The 17,580-nt window shown below is 44.5% G+C and carries 14 protein-coding genes; 8 read left to right on the forward strand and 6 right to left on the reverse strand.

The window, feature by feature from the left end; all coding sequences use genetic code 11:
• The 3 genes from ACJ751_RS24555 to ACJ751_RS24565 form a co-directional block, all read left to right on the forward strand.
• The coding region (locus ACJ751_RS24555; RefSeq protein ID WP_407748174.1) for a helix-turn-helix domain-containing protein at positions 1-195 on the forward strand (195 nt) is incomplete at its 5' end.
• Between the two features lie 68 nt (positions 196-263).
• The gene (locus tag ACJ751_RS24560) at positions 264-914 is read left to right on the forward strand and encodes an HD domain-containing protein (protein ID WP_407748175.1); all 651 of its coding nucleotides are present in this window, start codon (positions 264-266) and stop codon (positions 912-914) included.
• A gap of 93 nt (positions 915-1,007) precedes the next feature.
• Positions 1,008-1,880, forward strand: a complete 873-nt coding sequence (locus tag ACJ751_RS24565; protein ID WP_407748176.1) for a pirin family protein — start codon at positions 1,008-1,010, stop codon at positions 1,878-1,880.
• 48 nt (positions 1,881-1,928) lie between these two features.
• On the opposite strand, the gene ACJ751_RS24570 is transcribed toward ACJ751_RS24565, so the two are convergent.
• From ACJ751_RS24570 to xth, 3 genes are all read right to left on the reverse strand, one after another.
• On the reverse strand, positions 1,929-2,234 hold the full coding sequence (locus tag ACJ751_RS24570) for an antibiotic biosynthesis monooxygenase family protein (protein WP_407748177.1): 306 nt from the start codon (positions 2,232-2,234) through the stop codon (positions 1,929-1,931).
• A gap of 194 nt (positions 2,235-2,428) precedes the next feature.
• On the reverse strand, positions 2,429-4,285 hold the full coding sequence (locus tag ACJ751_RS24575; protein WP_407748178.1) for a hypothetical protein: 1,857 nt from the start codon (positions 4,283-4,285) through the stop codon (positions 2,429-2,431).
• A 105-nt stretch (positions 4,286-4,390) separates the two neighbouring features.
• Positions 4,391-5,164 (reverse strand): exodeoxyribonuclease III, encoded by a 774-nt coding sequence (xth, locus tag ACJ751_RS24580; RefSeq protein ID WP_407748179.1) that lies wholly within the window; start codon positions 5,162-5,164, stop codon positions 4,391-4,393.
• Positions 5,165-5,459: 295 nt separating this feature from the next.
• Between xth and ACJ751_RS24585 the strand changes: the two genes are divergently transcribed.
• Positions 5,460-6,191 (forward strand): hypothetical protein, encoded by a 732-nt coding sequence (locus ACJ751_RS24585; protein ID WP_407748180.1) that lies wholly within the window; start codon positions 5,460-5,462, stop codon positions 6,189-6,191.
• Between the two features lie 2 nt (positions 6,192-6,193).
• Here the strand turns inward: ACJ751_RS24585 and ACJ751_RS24590 are convergent, their stop codons facing one another.
• Positions 6,194-6,568 carry a hypothetical protein gene (locus ACJ751_RS24590; protein ID WP_407748181.1) on the reverse strand — a complete coding sequence of 125 codons (375 nt, stop codon included), beginning with the start codon at positions 6,566-6,568 and terminating at the stop codon, positions 6,194-6,196.
• A gap of 180 nt (positions 6,569-6,748) precedes the next feature.
• Here ACJ751_RS24590 and ACJ751_RS24595 point away from each other — a divergent pair, with 180 nt between their 5' ends.
• Together ACJ751_RS24595 and ACJ751_RS24600 are read left to right on the forward strand one after the other, a co-directional pair.
• Positions 6,749-7,210: a YbhB/YbcL family Raf kinase inhibitor-like protein gene (locus tag ACJ751_RS24595; RefSeq protein ID WP_407748182.1), complete on the forward strand. Its 462-nt coding sequence runs from the start codon at positions 6,749-6,751 to the stop codon at positions 7,208-7,210.
• A gap of 61 nt (positions 7,211-7,271) precedes the next feature.
• Entirely contained in the window at positions 7,272-8,276 is a 1,005-nt protein-coding gene (locus tag ACJ751_RS24600; protein ID WP_407748183.1) for a metallophosphoesterase, read from the forward strand.
• 12 nt (positions 8,277-8,288) lie between these two features.
• On the opposite strand, the gene ACJ751_RS24605 is transcribed toward ACJ751_RS24600, so the two are convergent.
• Together ACJ751_RS24605 and ACJ751_RS24610 are read right to left on the reverse strand one after the other, a co-directional pair.
• Positions 8,289-8,759 carry a nucleoside 2-deoxyribosyltransferase domain-containing protein gene (locus tag ACJ751_RS24605; RefSeq protein ID WP_407748184.1) on the reverse strand — a complete coding sequence of 157 codons (471 nt, stop codon included), beginning with the start codon at positions 8,757-8,759 and terminating at the stop codon, positions 8,289-8,291.
• Between the two features lie 187 nt (positions 8,760-8,946).
• Positions 8,947-13,098, reverse strand: coding sequence for a sugar-binding protein (locus tag ACJ751_RS24610; protein WP_407748185.1), 4,152 nt, complete (start codon positions 13,096-13,098; stop codon positions 8,947-8,949).
• 446 nt (positions 13,099-13,544) lie between these two features.
• On the opposite strand from ACJ751_RS24610, the gene ACJ751_RS24615 reads away from it, so the two are divergent.
• A complete protein-coding gene (locus ACJ751_RS24615; protein ID WP_407748186.1) occupies positions 13,545-15,176 on the forward strand; it encodes a DUF6377 domain-containing protein in 1,632 nt (543 codons plus the stop codon).
• Positions 15,177-15,423: 247 nt separating this feature from the next.
• Positions 15,424-17,580: SusC/RagA family TonB-linked outer membrane protein (locus tag ACJ751_RS24620; protein ID WP_407748187.1), on the forward strand; the 2,157-nt coding region annotated here is incomplete at its 3' end.

Genomic DNA, 17,580 nt, shown 5'->3' on the forward strand with positions numbered 1-17,580 from the left:
AACGCCAAAAAGATGATCCTGCAACACCTGGTTAATGAAGCAAAAAAAGACCTGCAGTTCACTTCCCGCTCAATAAAAGAGATTGCCGGTCAGTTGCATTTCGCCAACCCTTACCAGTTCAGTAATTTTTTCAAAAATCAAACGGGGTATAGTCCCAATCAGTATCGCTACCAGTTTGTAAAAATTGGTATCTGATATGTAATTTCTGGTATTTCCCGGCTGCGTACTGCCTTATAGCTTTGCATACAATAAAAGCAAAGTATATGTCAGTAAACAAACCAAAAGCAGTAGCGGGCATTACCATTCCCGATAGCGCCCTTGCAAAACAGGCTACCGAACTGTTGCTCGAACATGGCACAGAATTCATCTATAATCACTCATTGAGGGTATTTGTATTTGCATCGTTAAATGGCAGTAGCAGAAAATTACAATACGATCCAGAATTGTTGTATGTAAGCGCTGTTTTTCATGACCTGGGTCTAACGCCCCATTACAGCAGTGCCGATAAAAGATTTGAAGTAGATGGCGCCAATGCCGCCAGAGACTTTCTGAAAGGGCATGGACTGCCGCCATCATCGTTACAACTGGTTTGGGATTCAATTGCCCTGCATACCACTATTGGCGTCGCTGAATATAAAGAACCGGAAGTGGCGTTGCTGTATTCCGGCGTAGGATTGGATGTAATGGGCGAGGGGTATCAGGAATTATCAGAAGAGAACCGGGAAGCTATTGTAAAACAGTTCCCCCGTAATGGGTTCAAGAAAAATATTATACCAACTTTCTTTGATGGCTTTAAGCATAAAACAGATACTACTTTTGGTAACATCAAAGCAGATGTATGCGCGTTTATGATCCCAGGATTTAAGCGGAAGAACTTTTGTGATTGTATTTTACAATCGCCATGGAGTGAGTAGGGCCATCACTTACCTTTAGTATAGTGCCTCAAAAAGCCATAAAATACTTGCGTAATTTTGTGATGTATTCAATACTACATAAAATTATAGGTTATGGCAATTACAAGAGAATTGATAAGAATAGAAAACCCAAAAGGCGAACCGGGGTTTCTGGGGGCAGGACATATTGCACGGCCGTTGATATATGATAATTACGAACAAACTGATCCATTCATTTTGTTGATGGACGATCTGTTAGATAAGAAGGACACCATTCCAGCGGGCGGTCCCCACCCGCATGCCGGTTTTGAAACAGTGACGCTGGTGCTGGATGGCGAATTAGGCGCGGATGATCATAAATTGAAAAGCGGTGACTTTCAACTGATGACTGCGGGCAGTGGAATAGTACATACTGAGGTCATTGATAAACCCGGTAGCATGCGTATTCTGCAATTATGGGCCAACCTCGGCCGGCAAAACCGGAAGGCCTTGCCACGTTTGCAGGATTTGCCGCTGGCCCATGTACCAGTTGTCAATGAAAATGGAACGCATATAAAATTATACAGCGGTACGCTGACTGGTATTACATCGCCGGTTCAAAACTATGTGCCTTTGCTTATTGCTGATATTACCGTTGAATCAGGCGTAACATCTGTACAACAGTTGCCTGCTAACTATAATACATTTCTTTATGTGTTAAATGGAACAGTGCAAGTAGGTGAAAGCAAAACCTTATTGTACAAAGACCAGGTAGGCTGGTTAAATATTTTTGACCAGAACGGGGAAAGTGAATTGAAGGTAACAGCGGGCGATGATGGAGTGCGGTTTGTATTATACGCCGGCAAACCATTGCATGAGGGGATTGTTTCCCACGGTCCCTTTATTGCCGACGATTCCGAAGAAATTGTGCAGTTGTATAAGGAATACCGGCAGGGAAAAATGAAGCATATCTCAACAGTGCCGGAAACACAGCATTATAAATGGTAAACGTTAAAAGGGCCATCGCTGGCCCTTTTAATTTAATACAATTACTGTTTAGGCGTGTTCAAGAATGCTTTCCGTTGTATACACTTTCAATACCGGCTTTTTTGCAAAATCATTTTTTACTTTGTCTACCAGTTCCTGGTACTTACCGCTGCTTTCATAAGCATCGGAATCGGCTTGACTTTCCCATGTTGTCATTGAAATATATTCATCCGAATTGTCTAAAGGTTCAAGCATTCTGCAATCGAGATTACCTTTTTGAACTTTTACAATAGGCACTATTTCTTCGCGGAAAAGTTTTTTAGCCTGTTCTACATTTTGTGGCAGGAAACTTAAGTAGGTGAGTCGGACGATCATAAAACCTCCTGTTTTTTAAGATTAATAAAAACTGAATTGCTTAGAAAGATCTCAGGCTGTGCGGATCTGTTTAGGACGCAGGTAAAATGAAGTGATTGGAGGTTTAAGTTACAACTAATATTTATATGTTGTTCAGCGAAAGCAGGGAAACTTTTGCTGATTCTTATTAACTTTTGTAACCCTTGAGGTAGTTATTACATGCTAAAAGAATAACTCAGTTTATCGCTGCCTTCAATAGTCAATACCATTACCTTTTGCAGACCCGATTTGAGTGGCGTTTCTTTCAGGTTGGCTGTCGCATTAGCATCGTAGCTGATATTGATAATTCCGCCTGCTTTTTTCAAGGCTACCTTGCCAGGTGAAATAATGCCTGCTTCATCGGTACTATTCAATAATAAGGGGATGTATTCGGTAAAATGCCCCGGATGCTGAATGGCCACTTCAATTGTTTTGTCACGAAACACAATCGATTTTTTTCCTGTTGAACCCAATGGATAAGATACGGTTAACACCCCGGTTGTAAGATCATGGTTGCCGGGGATGGGCGTGATGGCTTTATTGTTAATTGAGAACGTTGCATCCAGTGTGTCTGCTTCATACAGTTTACCACCTTCCGGTTGAGTGCCCCAGGCTGCATCGTACGTATCTGTTTGCGATTGTAAAAATGAACCGGCTTTGGAATGCCACAACAGTCCAATGCCATAACGCTGTTGTGGTTTTAACTGCGGACCTGAATTAAAACAGGCATAATAACCGGGTTGCCGTACATATGTGAAAACAGTGGGATTACGGTTGTCCATTTTTTGATGAATGAACCGCTGGCTTTTTATATAGGGCAACTGTTTTATCGCGGCTTCTTTTTGGGATGGGGAAGGATACCACTGATAAAGGGAACGGTGAAGAAAGGTATAGGGAGAATAGGCGCTGAAATTACCCGTAGCGAGTGGTTGTACGTTGGGCCAGTTTTGCTCCAGTTTTTTTCTTGCTTCTTCAACAGACTTTTTCTTTTCAATTGTATTCATTTCAAAAGCCCGTATACCTGCTACTGCTTCGCCCAGCGGTGTAGCGGTGAAATAACTGAATAACGTGGTGGTTTTCTGGCGCATTTCTATAGGCCTGTTGATAGTATAGACGTCTGTTCCAGGTTCTGGCACTGCATTATAGCAGATCCAGTTATAGTATCGTTCCTCTTCTTCAATGAATTCATTGGCAAGCGGGGTGCCATGGCTGTAATGCCAGGCAATCCACAAATTACTATGATGTGTATTGAAGTTATAGCCAAAATCGGTACCGCCGGCTTCGTAAAAAAATCCGGCCGGACTTTGAAAATCGCTGGCCGATTGTTTTATCCGGGCTTCCAACCGGCTTTTTATCTCCGCATCAGGATTAAGCGACAAATACGCCAGTGCGCCTGCCCATACATTGGTAAACTGGTTGGAGAAATTTTTTCCACTCTGGTAAAGTTCTTCGCGGGTAAGTACGGCCATTATTGTTTTTCTATCGGAAGCTATGGTGTTTTGTAATATAGCCGAATCAATGGCTGGGCCGCTTTTCAGCAACCGGAGTGTTTCTCCCATAAATTTGGTGCTGAATGCAGTTGCCGCCAGATTCCATTTCTGCGGACCATACTCACTAAAACGGCCATCTGCATTTTGACTGTGACACCAGAACGATAAAGCCGCTTCCAGCCGTAGTCGCAAAACAGGAGAGCCATAATATATATTCCAGGGACGATTGGTGCAATAAAACCAGGCCAACGAAAGAATGTTCTCCATGATACGGGCATTATAAGGCTTGTTATCATCAGGGGAACGCCATACCGGAATATTGATGAACCCTTTATCGGGACCGGTTTCTACAACGCTGTTGGCAATCGTATGAAAATGTTTCAGGTAATAAGGCAGGTCCAGCTCCGCATCCGTAAAATCAGCAGGCTTGTATTTCGACAGGTCAATATCAGGGACGGCCGGCCATTGCGATTGAACCGGGTTCCCCCATACAGTGACTAAAACAATCAGGGCAATGGCAGGGTAGCAGGCAATTCGTTGCATGGAAGTATCATTTTCGCATACAAGATATTATTTCTGCCGGCTCAAAAACGTCAAAAACGATAATGGCTAAAATAGCTTATTGAAATGCTTATCCCTTTCAATGGGTTAATCTTTAAGCTCGATCCACACCGGCGCATGGTCGCTCGATTTTTCCCAGCCCCGCACGTCGCGGTCTACACCGGCAGCTATCAATCGCTTTTCTATTGCCGGATTTAATAAAAAATGATCGATGCGAAGTCCCGCATTTCGTTGGTAGGCATTCCGGAAATAATCCCAGAAAGTATAAATGGTATCATTAGGGTATAATTTCCTGATGGCGTCGGTCCAGCCCTGATCGACCAGCTTTTTAAAAGCCGCCCGGGTTTCAGGACGGAAAAGCGCATCGTTCACCCAGCGTTCCGGTTTATACACATCCTTTTCAGTGGGCATCACATTGTAATCGCCGGTAAGTATAACGGGCTTTTTCGATTTTAGCAGTCCGGCCGCGTGTAAAGTAAGGCGTTCAAACCAGGCTAGTTTATATTCAAACTTGGGACCGGGAGCCGGATTGCCATTGGGTAAATACAGACAACCAATAGTGAGGTCGTTCACTGTAGCTTCAATATAGCGGCTGTGTACGTCCTCAGGATCACCGGGAAGGCCCCGCTGCGTTTCCACAGGCAATCCATATTTCGATAAGATAGCTACGCCATTCCAGCTTTTTTGTCCATGCCAGATGGCCTGATAACCCGCATCAGAGATGGCTTTTTCAGGAAATTTCTCCTGCGGCGCTTTCAGTTCCTGCAAACAAACCACATCGGGTGAACTTTCTTGCAGCCAACGAAGCAGAACAGGCAGGCGCCCATTGACCCCATTTACATTATAAGTAGCTATTTTCATCTGAAAATATTTATTGGTTTTGGCCAGATGGAACTTACCATGGCAAAATTTTCATTGTCCTGTGTGTCATAATGAAAATTTTGCCATGGACGTTTCATTGCTGTTATTCCTTTCTTCGAAATTAATGATTGTAAAGAAATTCATAATAATTTGGTAAGCCTTATCAAAAAGATTTTGGGGCATAGAACTTGTGTTTTACAATTCCTGCGCATAATACTGCGTGCTGTACCCTGGGAATATTCATAAAGACCTTTTAGCCACCTTGTCGCCAATTCATTTTGTTAAAAATTATTTTATGGATGTTTGTCAAGGGAAGCAACGGCAATTTCCCACAGTAGCCATTGTGCTTGTATTACTTGTTCTTTGTATTATCCCGGGCCAGTATTTGGTGGCCAAACAATTTCCCACCATTGCAGGGCGGGTTCAGATCAGTCCGAGCCTTGTATTCCTGGATATTCCTGTTCGGCTGCCGGTTGACATTGATATGATCGTGGCGCCGGCCCTGTTCTTTCTTCTATATACGTTAGTGATTATATTTTCTCCTTCGAGGCGGCATGTACTGCAGCGGGTAAGCGCTGCGTTTACCGGATTGCTTGTTTTATTGTGTTGTACGCTGGCAGGCGGACTGATCTATTACCTGGTTCAGAACCGGCTCACCACGCAGGTATTAACTGGTATCAACTCAATGGGGATAAATGCAGATATTCATCTTCCATATCCCGGTTATGAAACCATAAATTTACGGGGAGGCCTGATCGTCTTTGTGTGTTTTCTGATCGGACTGTTTATTTTCCTTCGCAAAATAAGAAAAGCGCCTGTTGAAGGCTTAACCCGCGAACAACGCATGACGCCCTATGAACGGATGCTGCAGGAACAGCGTATGCAGGTAAAACAGCCACAGAAAAGTGTAATGATAGAAAAGCCACGTGTAATCATCCAGGCAGAACATAACAGGCAGTCGGGGTTATGCTATTGCCAGCCGGTAATGCGCTTCAGGCCTGAAGCGTTGTATTATATGCCCGGGTGATATTAATTTGTGCTTATGAAAATACTATCATAGCTCGGCCCGGCGCCCCCAGTGGCACCCGCAAGAATTTTGTATTGTGCAGCAGGTTCACTGATAAAACTATCAACTAAATGATACATTCTATTCCCTTGAAATCCCTGGCCTCTATTGTTTATTATTATGCTATCATGTGAAGCGTTAATTTTTGTTACTACTAACCATTCATTTGACAATGCATCTCCAGACTGCATCTCAGCAGATATTCTTATTACCTCGGGAGCATTAAAAACCTGCCTGTTTGTTGGCGTTTTTATTCTTACGTATGGGTAATCATTTGCTTCACAGGAAACTAAAAGCAGGCTGACAGAATAAGTTAGTAGAATTACGAACTTTTGCATGGGGAACTATTTTTAATGCCTTCCTGGTATGGGACGAAGATAGAGAAAAAGTGTTTTGTTTCATTATCGTGCACCTGGCGATATTTTGCCCTAATTGTGTAGAACTAAAACGCCTAAATGGGTGTTTCCTCCGGATTTTAAAATGGCAGATGAATTGATGCCTTTAAGGAAACTGAATTTATGGCAACAACAGCAATCCGGCAGCTTGAACTCTCAAGCACTGCATTTGAAGATGATGGTAATATTCCCGCTAAATATACCTGCGATGGAGAAGGCATCAATCCGCCATTGACAATCAATAATATTCCGGATGATGCAGAAACACTCGCGCTCATTGTCGAAGATCCTGATGCGCCCGGCGGTGTATTCGATCACTGGCTGATGTGGAATATACAACCTGAAGATCTCATAGAGGAAAATACCCTCCCTGGTATTTCGGGCACTAACTCTGCAGGTAAAACCGGTTACCATCCACCTTGTCCACCAAAAGGTTCTCACCGTTATTATTTTCATGTATATGCCCTGGATATCGAACTCGATCTGCCGCCCCATACTTTCAAAGAAAGTCTGAGAAAAGCCATGGAATCGCATATTCTTGCTGAGGGAGTCATTATGGGCAGGTATGAACGAAAGGGAAAATAATGCTGCTATGGATAATTGAGTAAAATTTCTATCTTGGCTGCAATTGATAGAATACGACCCTATGAGAAAATTTATTATTGGAGATATTCATGGTTGTTATGATGAATTGATGGAACTGGTAGAAAAGGTGGGCTTAACAGCGGATGATCTGCTTATTTCCCTTGGCGATATTGTCGATAGGGGAAATAAATCAAAGGAGGTATATGAATACTTCTTGAACCGGCCAAATAGTGTGGTGTTAATAGGGAATCACGAAAGGAAACATCAGAACAAAATACTGAGCTACGCGCAGGAAATTGTGAAAGTTCAGTTTGGCAACGAGTATGATGGATTTTTGAAATGGCTGGATGGACTTGGCTATTATTATGAGACCGAAGAAGCTATAATTATTCATGCTTTTTTTGAGCACGATAAAGAACTTACAGATCAAAAGCAGGAAGTGTTGTGTGGCTCTACCTCCGGCGACAAATATCTTGAAAAGAAATATCCGGAAGGTACATTCTGGACGGAATTTTATACAGGAAAAAAGCCTGTTATTTATGGACATCATGTAGTAGGAGACCAACCTAAAATAACCAATAACACGTATGGTATTGATACCGGCGCCTGTCATGGAAATTATTTAACAGCCATTGAATTGCCAGGATTTAAAATACACCAGGTAAAAGCAAATGCCGATTATTGGAAAGATCAACAAAAGACCTGGCAAATACCTGTTTTAAAGGCTAAGAACTGGCATGAGATGCCATTTGCCGAAATAGATAAGCAGTTGGAAAAGCTTGCCTATATTGAGAATGCCGAAATCGTAAATTATTTGAATGGTATTAGGAACTGGAAAAACGAGTTGATACATTCCTATGTACCTATCAAAGCCCACCTTGATGATCTTACTAAAGAACTGTTAGAAACGCACAGGGAGAATTTTAGTCTGGAAGCAAACAAACACCTTTTTAAAACATACCTGTTCAAAAGCAGATCAAACAACCTCACTATAGAGGATCTGCAAAAGGGATTGAATACGCCCAATAAAGTAACAGCAATAAAGAAAGCATTAAAAATGGACTGATATCAAACCTTATCACCTCTCACCAACAATCAATGCTACCGCTGACTTTAGGTCAGGCGCCTGTTTTACGTTAAATACATCACAAAAGATGTCGACATTTCCTTTTCTCCAGAATCCCTGGGGACAAATAACAATTGCTTTGTTATGGAAGGCGCCGAGTTCCAGTAACGATACGGGTGATTTAGTGGCGGGGTCGAAGTAAACAAGTATGTGATCAGCCTGTTGTAAACCCTTCAGTTCCCATTTCACCTGTTCATAGAAGGGCGGGTTGTCGATTTCCTGTTTCCAACTGGGATCCCAGTCGGGCCGGCGGGGGTTTAGTAGAAGATAGTCCGCCTTTTTCTCTTCGGGAATCATGGAATCAAACAGGTCAATCGCCAATTGTTGCCATTCTTTGGCTATGCCCATCTCAATGGAACCGGCCAGGAATACAACTACCTGATTATCTACAATCATTTCATGTGGCGGGGTAAGGACTTTCATCTTATTTTGCGTTTGTTATACGCAAATTTAGGGTGCTATGTTGGGATAGCCAAAATTTGCGTAAATAACACGCAAAATGACTCGCAAAATGACTCGCCCTTACACAAATAACTATTTAAATGGTGATAACAAAACTGCGTCCCAATTTACCGGGACGCAGTTATATTCTATTGATATGTCATATTAATTACTTTATCAACAGCTTTTTATTGATAAACCTCGTGCCTGATTCAAACCGCACCATATACAATCCTTTTGGCAGGGTTTGTAAATACAGGGGAATGCGTAGCTGGCCTTTGGCAGTATATACCAGGTGACCAGCCAGATCGAAAACCTTAATGATCCCTGTTTCGCTGCTGCCCGAGATGATAGCGGTGGCGCTTCCATTGCTAACCGGGTTGGGCACTACCTGCATGTTGTTTTCATTGTCTACACGCAAACTTTGTGCAACCAGGTTATTCACCAGGGCTGTTGCCGCGCTTTCAAGCGTGAGTGTACCAAAAGCCGACGTGTTCTGGTAATTGTTACTAGTGCCCATCCATACTGCCTGAGCATCGCGGTCGCCGCCATTGTCATCGTCATCATTGGCAATATCGAAGCCAATTTGTTTACCTGCCGTGGGGGTAATTCCTAATTGCGACCAGGGAATACTAAGCTCGATCGTATAACCGCCGCTGATGGCCGCCCATGCGTGTTGCACACTGTTAACAGCCGTTTTGCTGAACAACGAGCTGTTGTTCCAGGCTTTTATAAACTGGTTATCGAACCCATCGTAAGTAGTCAGTTTGTTATTATTGGCATCGATGAATATTTCAATGGCATCATTGTTCCAGGGATCGGGCGAATCATTGTTAAGCGTATTGTCCAGCACTTTGGCCGCTATGTACAGATTGTTGTTATCCCATAAAGCGCCAAAAGTAACGTTGTTATTTGCGGTGCCGATCACGTTTTTGACGGCGCTGTTATTCAGCTTCCAGGCTGCCTCGTTTAGCACGCCATCAATAGTGATAGTGCCATTGGCAGGGTAGCTATGTACCACATTAGCCGAGTCAGGCACGGCTACTGATACATTATCGGTAGCGGTTAATGTACCATCGCTTACGGTTAATTGAAATACATAGGTATTGCCATCTGTCAGACCGGATATAACGGGATTAGCGGTATTGGCGTTTGTTATGGTAACGGCAGGTCCGCTTACTTGCGTCCAGCTATAGGTAACTGCATTGCCTTCGGGGTCGGAGCTGGTGCCATGTAACGTAACATTGGTAGTACCTGCATCCAGACTGGTATCGGCGCCTGCATTGGCAACGGGTGGCTGGTTCACGCTTCCATTACAACTGGTCATATACACGGTACCAAAGACCGATGGATTTTGAAATGCAGTCGTATTGGTGGCAAAGGTGGTTGTTTGGGCATCGCGGGTGCCGCCATTGTCGTCATCGTCTATTTGCACATCGAGGCCAATAGCTTTACCAATTGCAGGAGTAGCTCCTATGGTTGTCCAGGGAATGGCAATTTCAGCAGTATAGCCCGAACCAGTGGCGTACATCCTGAAATTGATCCCCGTAGTATTGGCTACTGAGTTGCCGCCGGTGTGTACGGTATTGTCGTTCCACCGGAAGCCAAACTGAAAATCATTGGCACCGTCGTAGCTGGCGCCTTTGCTGTTATTGCCATCGATGAATATTTCTACCACATCATCTTCCCACCAACTGGGGCCGGAATCGTTAATGCGGGTAGCATCGTTTACTTCTACCAGCAGGTACAGGTTATTGTTATCATACAGTGCACGCCATTTTCCGCTATAATCTGCAGGCCGGCTACCCAGCACTACCTGGTTGATGTTGGTGGCGGGAGCTGAACCCCAGGCGGCTTCTATATTTTGATCGATCACAGGTGGCGTACCATTTACCAGCCCGATAACCGGTGCGGTACAGGGTGGGTTGTCATTATCGTTGATGGTAATCACCGCTACTGTATCAGGCCCCAGTTTATAACCGGTGCCCGGCAACAGAGTAAGCCTTAGGGTTTCTGCACCCTCAAACTGAGTATCATCCACCGGTGAAATGGTAATGGTTTGGGAAAGCTGCGAAGGTGTCAGGGTAATAGTACCGCTCAAAGCCGGGTTAGCCGTATAATCGGCTGTTGTTGCGGTACCGCTAACGGCATAGTGTATGGTAGCCGCCTGCGTAATACCGGCTGTGCTAATGGTAAAAGAACCGGTATTGCCACCTTCACCGGCTGTTTCATCGGTGGCTTTTATATTTACGGCCGGACTAACCGTAATATTTTTAGTGGCCGTTTTATTGCCGTCGCCTGATGTAACCGTAATAGTGGCTGAACCAGTACCTACGGCGGTAATTTTGCCGGAAGCATCAACGGTAACTACGGACGTGTTGCTGCTGCTCCAGCTTACCGTTTTATTGGTAGCGTCGGCGGGAATAATCACCGGTGTTAATTGAACCGTTTGGTTCAACGCCAGGGTTGTATCGCCCGCCGGACTAATACTTACTCCGGTCACCGGCACATTTACGTTTTGAAAAATAAGCTGGAAAGAAGGGTTGCGATTTATATAGGTGCCCGATTCAGCATCGGTAACTGAAAGGTTGTTAAACGTCATGCCCTGCGAATTGGCATCGCAATAAATGCCAAAACCGCCATATACGTCTGCCGGTACATCCCGGGTCACCGGATCTTTACCGGTGCCGATGATGGTGGTATTGGTAAATACAATATCATGCAGGTTGCTGCCGCTGATGCGAATGGCATCGCGTTGTGAATTAAGAATGGTGGTGTTATCGAATTGCATGTTAAAGATGCCGGACCCTGCAAAAAACTCAATAGCGCCCCGCATCTGATTCCACAGATCGTAACTGGTACCACAGTTTTCGACAGTGTTCTCATAAAAATGTGTAACATCACCAGGATACTCGAAACCAAAACCAGCAAAATCATTGGTAAAACGAATGCCGGAACCGGCCACGCCATCTTTAATGTAATTGTGATGCACCTGGTGACCGGTACCGCCAAAAATGGCAATGCTGCCTGCCCGCCAGTTGTTTTCAATAGTATTATTACTGAAGGTATTGTTGCGTTCCTGCACCGAACCCTGTACATCACTGGCAGGCCACATGGCCAGTGCATCATCGCCATTATTGCGCAGGCTGCATTGGGTTACTGTAGAGCTTGATGTTCCTATACAGAAATTAACGCCATCTGCGTAATTGTTTCTAATGCGGCAGTTACTAATGGTAAGGTTGCGGGTAACATCTACAGGATAGGGAGCATCATATCCTCCGATCCAGAAACCACATTCAAAATGTTCAACCCAAATATCATGAATACCCGAACCGGTGCCATAGGTTCCCATGAAGCCTTTATAGATTTTGTATTTCTGTCCGTCGCGCGGATTGGGTTCATCATATTTTAACCGGTCGTTGTTGGCGGTACCCATGGTAAAGTTGGAAATTTCCACGCCGCTGCTTCGGGACATTATGCCGCCATAAAACTGTTTATCGGTGGAGAAATATACCTGCGTATACCAAACACCCGCGCCGGTTATTTTCATGTTGGTCACATTCAGCAATAATTTATCGCTTAATAAAAAACGGCCGGCGGGGATATATACATTTTTACCCTGCGTTTTGGCGGCTGCAATACAGTTATTAAAAGCCGCATAGTCATCGTTGGCGTCGTTGGCCACCGCACCAAAATCAGTTACACTTACATAACCTGCAGGCAGTCCAATGGCTGCAGGCACTGGTTCCAGCTCAATAAAATCAACCCCGTAGGTCAACCCATCACCATTTGTTTTTTGAATTTTAATGGTGTCACCTGAATTGATGGTATTGGTAACCGTAAAATGCACTTCATCAAAACGCATAAAAGTTTTGGTGTGGGGCGTTTGGTAGGGATCGCCTTCACCACCCACATCAAAATACTGATACGCCCAGTAAGAGCTAAGGTCAATTGTTTTTACCAGCACGTTGTTTACATACAGGCTCAAAGATCCGGTTTGCCCGGTGCCGGAGTTGTTATCGGGCATGGTAAAACGCAGGTTTACGCCCCGGGCGGCGGCAGTTGTTTTCCATTGTACGTAAGAGCCATTGGCAGGCAGGCTTACATATTTTTGGTTGGAAGCCTCAGAAGCGATGTCCGTTTGAACAAACTGCACGGATGATTGCAAAGAAGCGCTTCCACCCATACTGCCGTTTTCCGCCTCATACCGGGTATAAGGCATGTTGCTGGCGCCCCTGGGCAGTCCATCGCTTTGCGCCAGCAGACAGATCGGCGCCTGACAGGCCAATAGTAAAGCAAATTGAAATAGAATTTTTTTCATAATTAAATGGATCTGGTTTTATGGCCCGTTCGGCTAACCGCATAGGATAGCCTGCACCTGGCCGGTGTTTTAATGATATGGCAATGATCATTTGCTCAGGGAGCTATAGTTTTAGCAACCTGCTCAGATAAAGAAAGTGTTGAATGAATGTAATAGGGGGTATACGGGGTGAGCGCAAAATGCAAAATGCGAAACGCGTTAAACGTTAGGCGTGTAAACTAATCAAGTGACAGGCCAAAGCCAAAAAGTATAATAGTATTTTACAAAATTGGGGAAAAGTCAGGTGTTTTTATACAAAAAGCCTTGTGTTAATCAGGCAATTAATACAACGATTGGTTTTTTTGAATATAACCGGAATATAACAATGTAGTGGGGGAAATGCCGATTTGGATTTGCTCCCTATCTTCTTTAGTTTTGATAAAAGCCTGATTTGCCATAACGATCATATGAAGAAATTGCTGCTGTTATTAGCCTGCCTGTTCATTTTTTGTAACCAATATGCCCAAACGGATTCGCTGGTCCGTTCCCTGAAACAATTGAATGAAGTTTTAGCACATCAGCCTGCATTCGACAAAAAAAAGCAGGACGAGATCGATTCATTCAAAAAATTACTGGCCGCTACCAATACTAACAATTTGCCCGCTTTATTTAAAGCTTACGAAAACCTGTACAGCGCTTACCGGGTATTTCAGTTTGATTCTGCTTACAACTACGCCAAAAAAATGCTGGTCGTGGCGCTTCGCCTCAATGAGCCGAGCCTGATCAATTATGCCCGCATTAAAATGGGGTTTTCCATGCTGTCATCGGGGATGTATAAAGAAACGCTCGATTCCCTTTCTGCCATTCAGATCAGCGCCGTGCCCGACAGTTGCCGGGCGGAATACTATGCCCTGATGGGTAGGTATTATTACGACCTGGGCGATTATGATAAAGATCAGTACCATACGCCCCGGTACATTGAAAAAGGCGCCCAGTACATCGATTCTGCCCTGGCGCTTTGGGATAAAAACTCACACGACTACCTGTATTACGAAGGACTGAAAGAATTGAAATCGGGTAATCGCATAGATGCCAAACGGAATTTTGATCAATTGATGGCCCGTCCGGGTCTTACTCCGCACCAGATAGCCATCACTGCTTCCACGCTGAGCGACCTGTATATTCAAAATGGCGATAATGACCAGGCTATTATTTTGCTCATCAAGGCCATGATCGCTGATGTACAATCCAGCACCAGGGAAACTTCTGCAGCATTTATTCTTTCTACCTTATTATATAAGAAGGCCGATATTAAAAATGCATCCATATGCATTAACCAGGCGTTTTCCGATGCGGTGTTCTTTGGCGCCCGCCAGCGAAAAGTACAGGTGGGCGATGTGCTGCCCCTGATAGAAGCGCAGAAATATGCCATGGTAGAACAACAAAGAACAAAACTGCTTTGGTATGCCGGACTGGTTACCTTTTTGCTGTTGCTGGTGATCGCCCTTATTATTATTGTGTTCAAACAACTGGAAAAATTAAAGCGGGCGCAGAAAGCCATTCTGGAAGCGCATCATAACATGCAGGAGGCGAACAGGCGCCTGTCGGAAACCAATGAAAAGCTGAACGACGCCAATAAGATCAAAGAAGAGTATATAGGCTATTTCTTTAATGTTAACTCGGAGTTTTTCGACAAGATTGAACGGTTCAAGAAATCCATCGATCAGAAACTAACGGACCGTAAATTTGATGAGATCCGGTTCCTGGTAAATAATATCAACCTGAAAAGGGAAAAAGAAGAACTGCTGAAACATTTCGACCGCGCCTTTTTGAAACTCTTCCCCAATTTTGTGGCTGAGTTCAACGAATTATTTAAAGAAGAAGACCGCATTGAACTGGAGGATAATGAACTGCTCAATACCGATCTGCGCATTTTTGCCCTGGCCCGCATGGGTATTCATGAAAATGAAAAGATCGCGCACATTCTGCAATATTCCATCAATACTATCAACACTTACAAAACCCGCATCCGGAACAAATCAGTAGTGCCGAATGAAGAGTTTGAAAAAAGGATCATGCAAATTAAAACTATCGATTAAGCTATCATGTGACAGGGTGAGCTCCCTTTAAAAAGCGACCGACCCTGCTTATTCATGAATATATTTTTGTAAAAAACATATGTTCATAACATACTGCCTGTAAATTACTTACAATATTGATTAGCCGCTTTTCGGGTACTATTTCCTATACTTTAGCTATATATTTTGCTTACCGGCGCGGCTTGTTCTTTTTTTGACTTCGCTTGCAAGAACATTCATTTCATCTCAATCCAAAATTTAACCGTTTATGCAAAGAAAGCGATTGCTTCTCCACCTGTGGTGCGGCTTTGTATTGCTACTGGTTTGTCAAATCAGTTATGCCCAGCCCAGGTCTGTTACCGGCACTGTAACAGATGAAAAAGGCGCTCCATTATCGGGCGCGACAATAATGACAAAAGGCGCCAAAAACAACACAACCACCAATGCATCAGGAAAATTTGAATTGGCGGTGCCCGAAGGGGTGAACGCCCTCGTGGTTTCCTATATTGGCTATGAAACAAAAGAAGTGCCCTTGGCCAAAGGCAGTAACCAGCCCGACATTGTGCTGAAAACAACCGAATCAAGTCTTGAATCAATCGTAGTAGTGGGTTATGGCACCCAGAAACGAGCGGATGTAACCGGTGCGGTGGGTTCCGTAAAAGGAGAGACCATCAAGAACATGCCTGTTACCAATGTTACCGATGCGTTGCAGGGCAGGGTAGCAGGGGTAGAGGTCATCAAATCGTCCGGCAGTCCCGATGCCGGTTCCACCATCATCATCCGCGGGCTTTCTTCCCTGCACCAGCCAACACCTTTGTATATTGTTGACGGGGTTCGCACCAATGGCGACAACCTCAATGTGCAGGATATTGCCACCATCGACATTTTGAAAGATGCCAGCGCCGCTGCTATTTATGGTTCTGCTGCTGCCGGCGGGGTGATCGTTATCACTACTAAAAAAGGAGTTTCCGCCAAACCTGCTATAAACATCAATGCACGGGGCGGCGTTACCAAACCAAAGCTTATTACCCTGCTGAATAAAGACCAATACATCAACCTCCAGAACACTATTCACTCCACCTTTTTTGCCGGGGCTACTCATACCGATACGCTGGCCAATACCGACTGGACGGATGCGTTGTATCGCGATGCCTCGGAAATGAATTATAACCTGTCTATCGCCGGTTCTTCCCCCGTGGTGAATTACCTGCTGTCTGGGTTTTATAATAAGCAGAAAGGGATCTATATAAAGAACTATTCTAACATTGGTGGCGCAAGGATCAATACGGAATATAAACTCACGCCCTTTTTAAAGATAGGGGAACAATTGTCTTTATCACAACGGAAAACAGGACCGCCGGTGGGTAGCGAGGCGCAATTGCATAATGCCCCGTTCAGAACATTGCCCATCATTCCCATTAAAAACGCCAACGGCAGTTACGGCATAGTGCCACCCGGTTACGGCGGTTTACAGTTCGGTGGTCCTAACCCGGTAGGCGCTGCTAACGCGGCCGATGCCCTCAATTTTAAAAATAACCTGCAGGGAAATGTATATGCAGAAGTAAAGCTGCCATTGCATCTTTCTTTCAGGACCAATATCAGTTATGCGTATTATGAAGAGTCACAGGACTATTACCAGGGCGCCTATGATTTTGGCCAGGTGGTAAACAATGTGAACTCGCTCACGCGCACAGCTATCAAAAGCAGCCAGCTATTGACCAACTACGTGTTGACATATGACCAAACCTTCGGCGGTCATTCCATCAATGCCATTGCCGGGTTTGAACAGATCACCAACAAATATCGCAACATCAACGCCTTTCAGAGTTATGTAGGAAGGCCTGGTTATTCCTTTGTACAAACGTCTCAATCCTCCGCTACGGTAGGAGGTAAAGATGATAACCAGGGTTTGATAAAATCATTTTTTGGCAGGGTCAACTATAATTATAAAGGCCGCTATTATCTCACGGGTTCCGTACGGCAGGATGCCAACTTCACGGTATTCGGGCCCAACAAACAACGCGGCGTGTTCAGTGCTTTCTCGGCCGGCTGGAATATCAGCGAAGAAAACTTCTTTACGCCTTTAAGATCAACGCTGAGCCGCTTAAAATTGCGTGGCAGTTATGGTACGCTGGGTAACAGCAATATTCCGCCTTATACCTATGTTGCTGCGTATAGTTCTTTTGCCGGTCCCAATGGATTAGGTTCGCTGTCAGGCGCGAATTTTGCACCCGGTGGCCCATTGGATATTGGCGTAACGGTTAATGCCATTCCTAACCCCAACCTGCATTGGGAAACCGTATATGAAACCAACCTGGGATTAGATGGAGAAGCGCTGAATGGCAAAGCCTATTTCACGGTTGAATACTATACACGCGATACAAAAGATATGTTGTATGCCCTGCCGGTTGCCTTGAGCTCCGGT

Origin of the sequence: Niastella sp., from assembly GCF_045805085.1 — a bacterium.
Classification (GTDB): Bacteria; Bacteroidota; Bacteroidia; order Chitinophagales; family Chitinophagaceae; genus Niastella.

Excerpts from the sequence above, each read along its gene's own strand:
- ACJ751_RS24570 (WP_407748177.1), bottom strand. The coding sequence starts at position 2,234 with ATGATCGTCCGACTCACCTACTTAAGTTTCCTGCCACAAAATGTAGAA.
- ACJ751_RS24595 (WP_407748182.1), top strand. The coding sequence starts at position 6,749 with ATGGCAACAACAGCAATCCGGCAGCTTGAACTCTCAAGCACTGCATTT.
- ACJ751_RS24590 (WP_407748181.1), bottom strand. The coding sequence starts at position 6,568 with ATGCAAAAGTTCGTAATTCTACTAACTTATTCTGTCAGCCTGCTTTTA.
- ACJ751_RS24565 (WP_407748176.1), top strand. The coding sequence starts at position 1,008 with ATGGCAATTACAAGAGAATTGATAAGAATAGAAAACCCAAAAGGCGAA.
- ACJ751_RS24560 (WP_407748175.1), top strand. The coding sequence starts at position 264 with ATGTCAGTAAACAAACCAAAAGCAGTAGCGGGCATTACCATTCCCGAT.
- ACJ751_RS24575 (WP_407748178.1), bottom strand. The coding sequence starts at position 4,285 with ATGCAACGAATTGCCTGCTACCCTGCCATTGCCCTGATTGTTTTAGTC.
- ACJ751_RS24585 (WP_407748180.1), top strand. The coding sequence starts at position 5,460 with ATGGATGTTTGTCAAGGGAAGCAACGGCAATTTCCCACAGTAGCCATT.
- ACJ751_RS24610 (WP_407748185.1), bottom strand. The coding sequence starts at position 13,098 with ATGAAAAAAATTCTATTTCAATTTGCTTTACTATTGGCCTGTCAGGCG.
- ACJ751_RS24605 (WP_407748184.1), bottom strand. The coding sequence starts at position 8,759 with ATGAAAGTCCTTACCCCGCCACATGAAATGATTGTAGATAATCAGGTA.
- xth (WP_407748179.1), bottom strand. The coding sequence starts at position 5,164 with ATGAAAATAGCTACTTATAATGTAAATGGGGTCAATGGGCGCCTGCCT.
- ACJ751_RS24600 (WP_407748183.1), top strand. The coding sequence starts at position 7,272 with ATGAGAAAATTTATTATTGGAGATATTCATGGTTGTTATGATGAATTG.
- ACJ751_RS24615 (WP_407748186.1), top strand. The coding sequence starts at position 13,545 with ATGAAGAAATTGCTGCTGTTATTAGCCTGCCTGTTCATTTTTTGTAAC.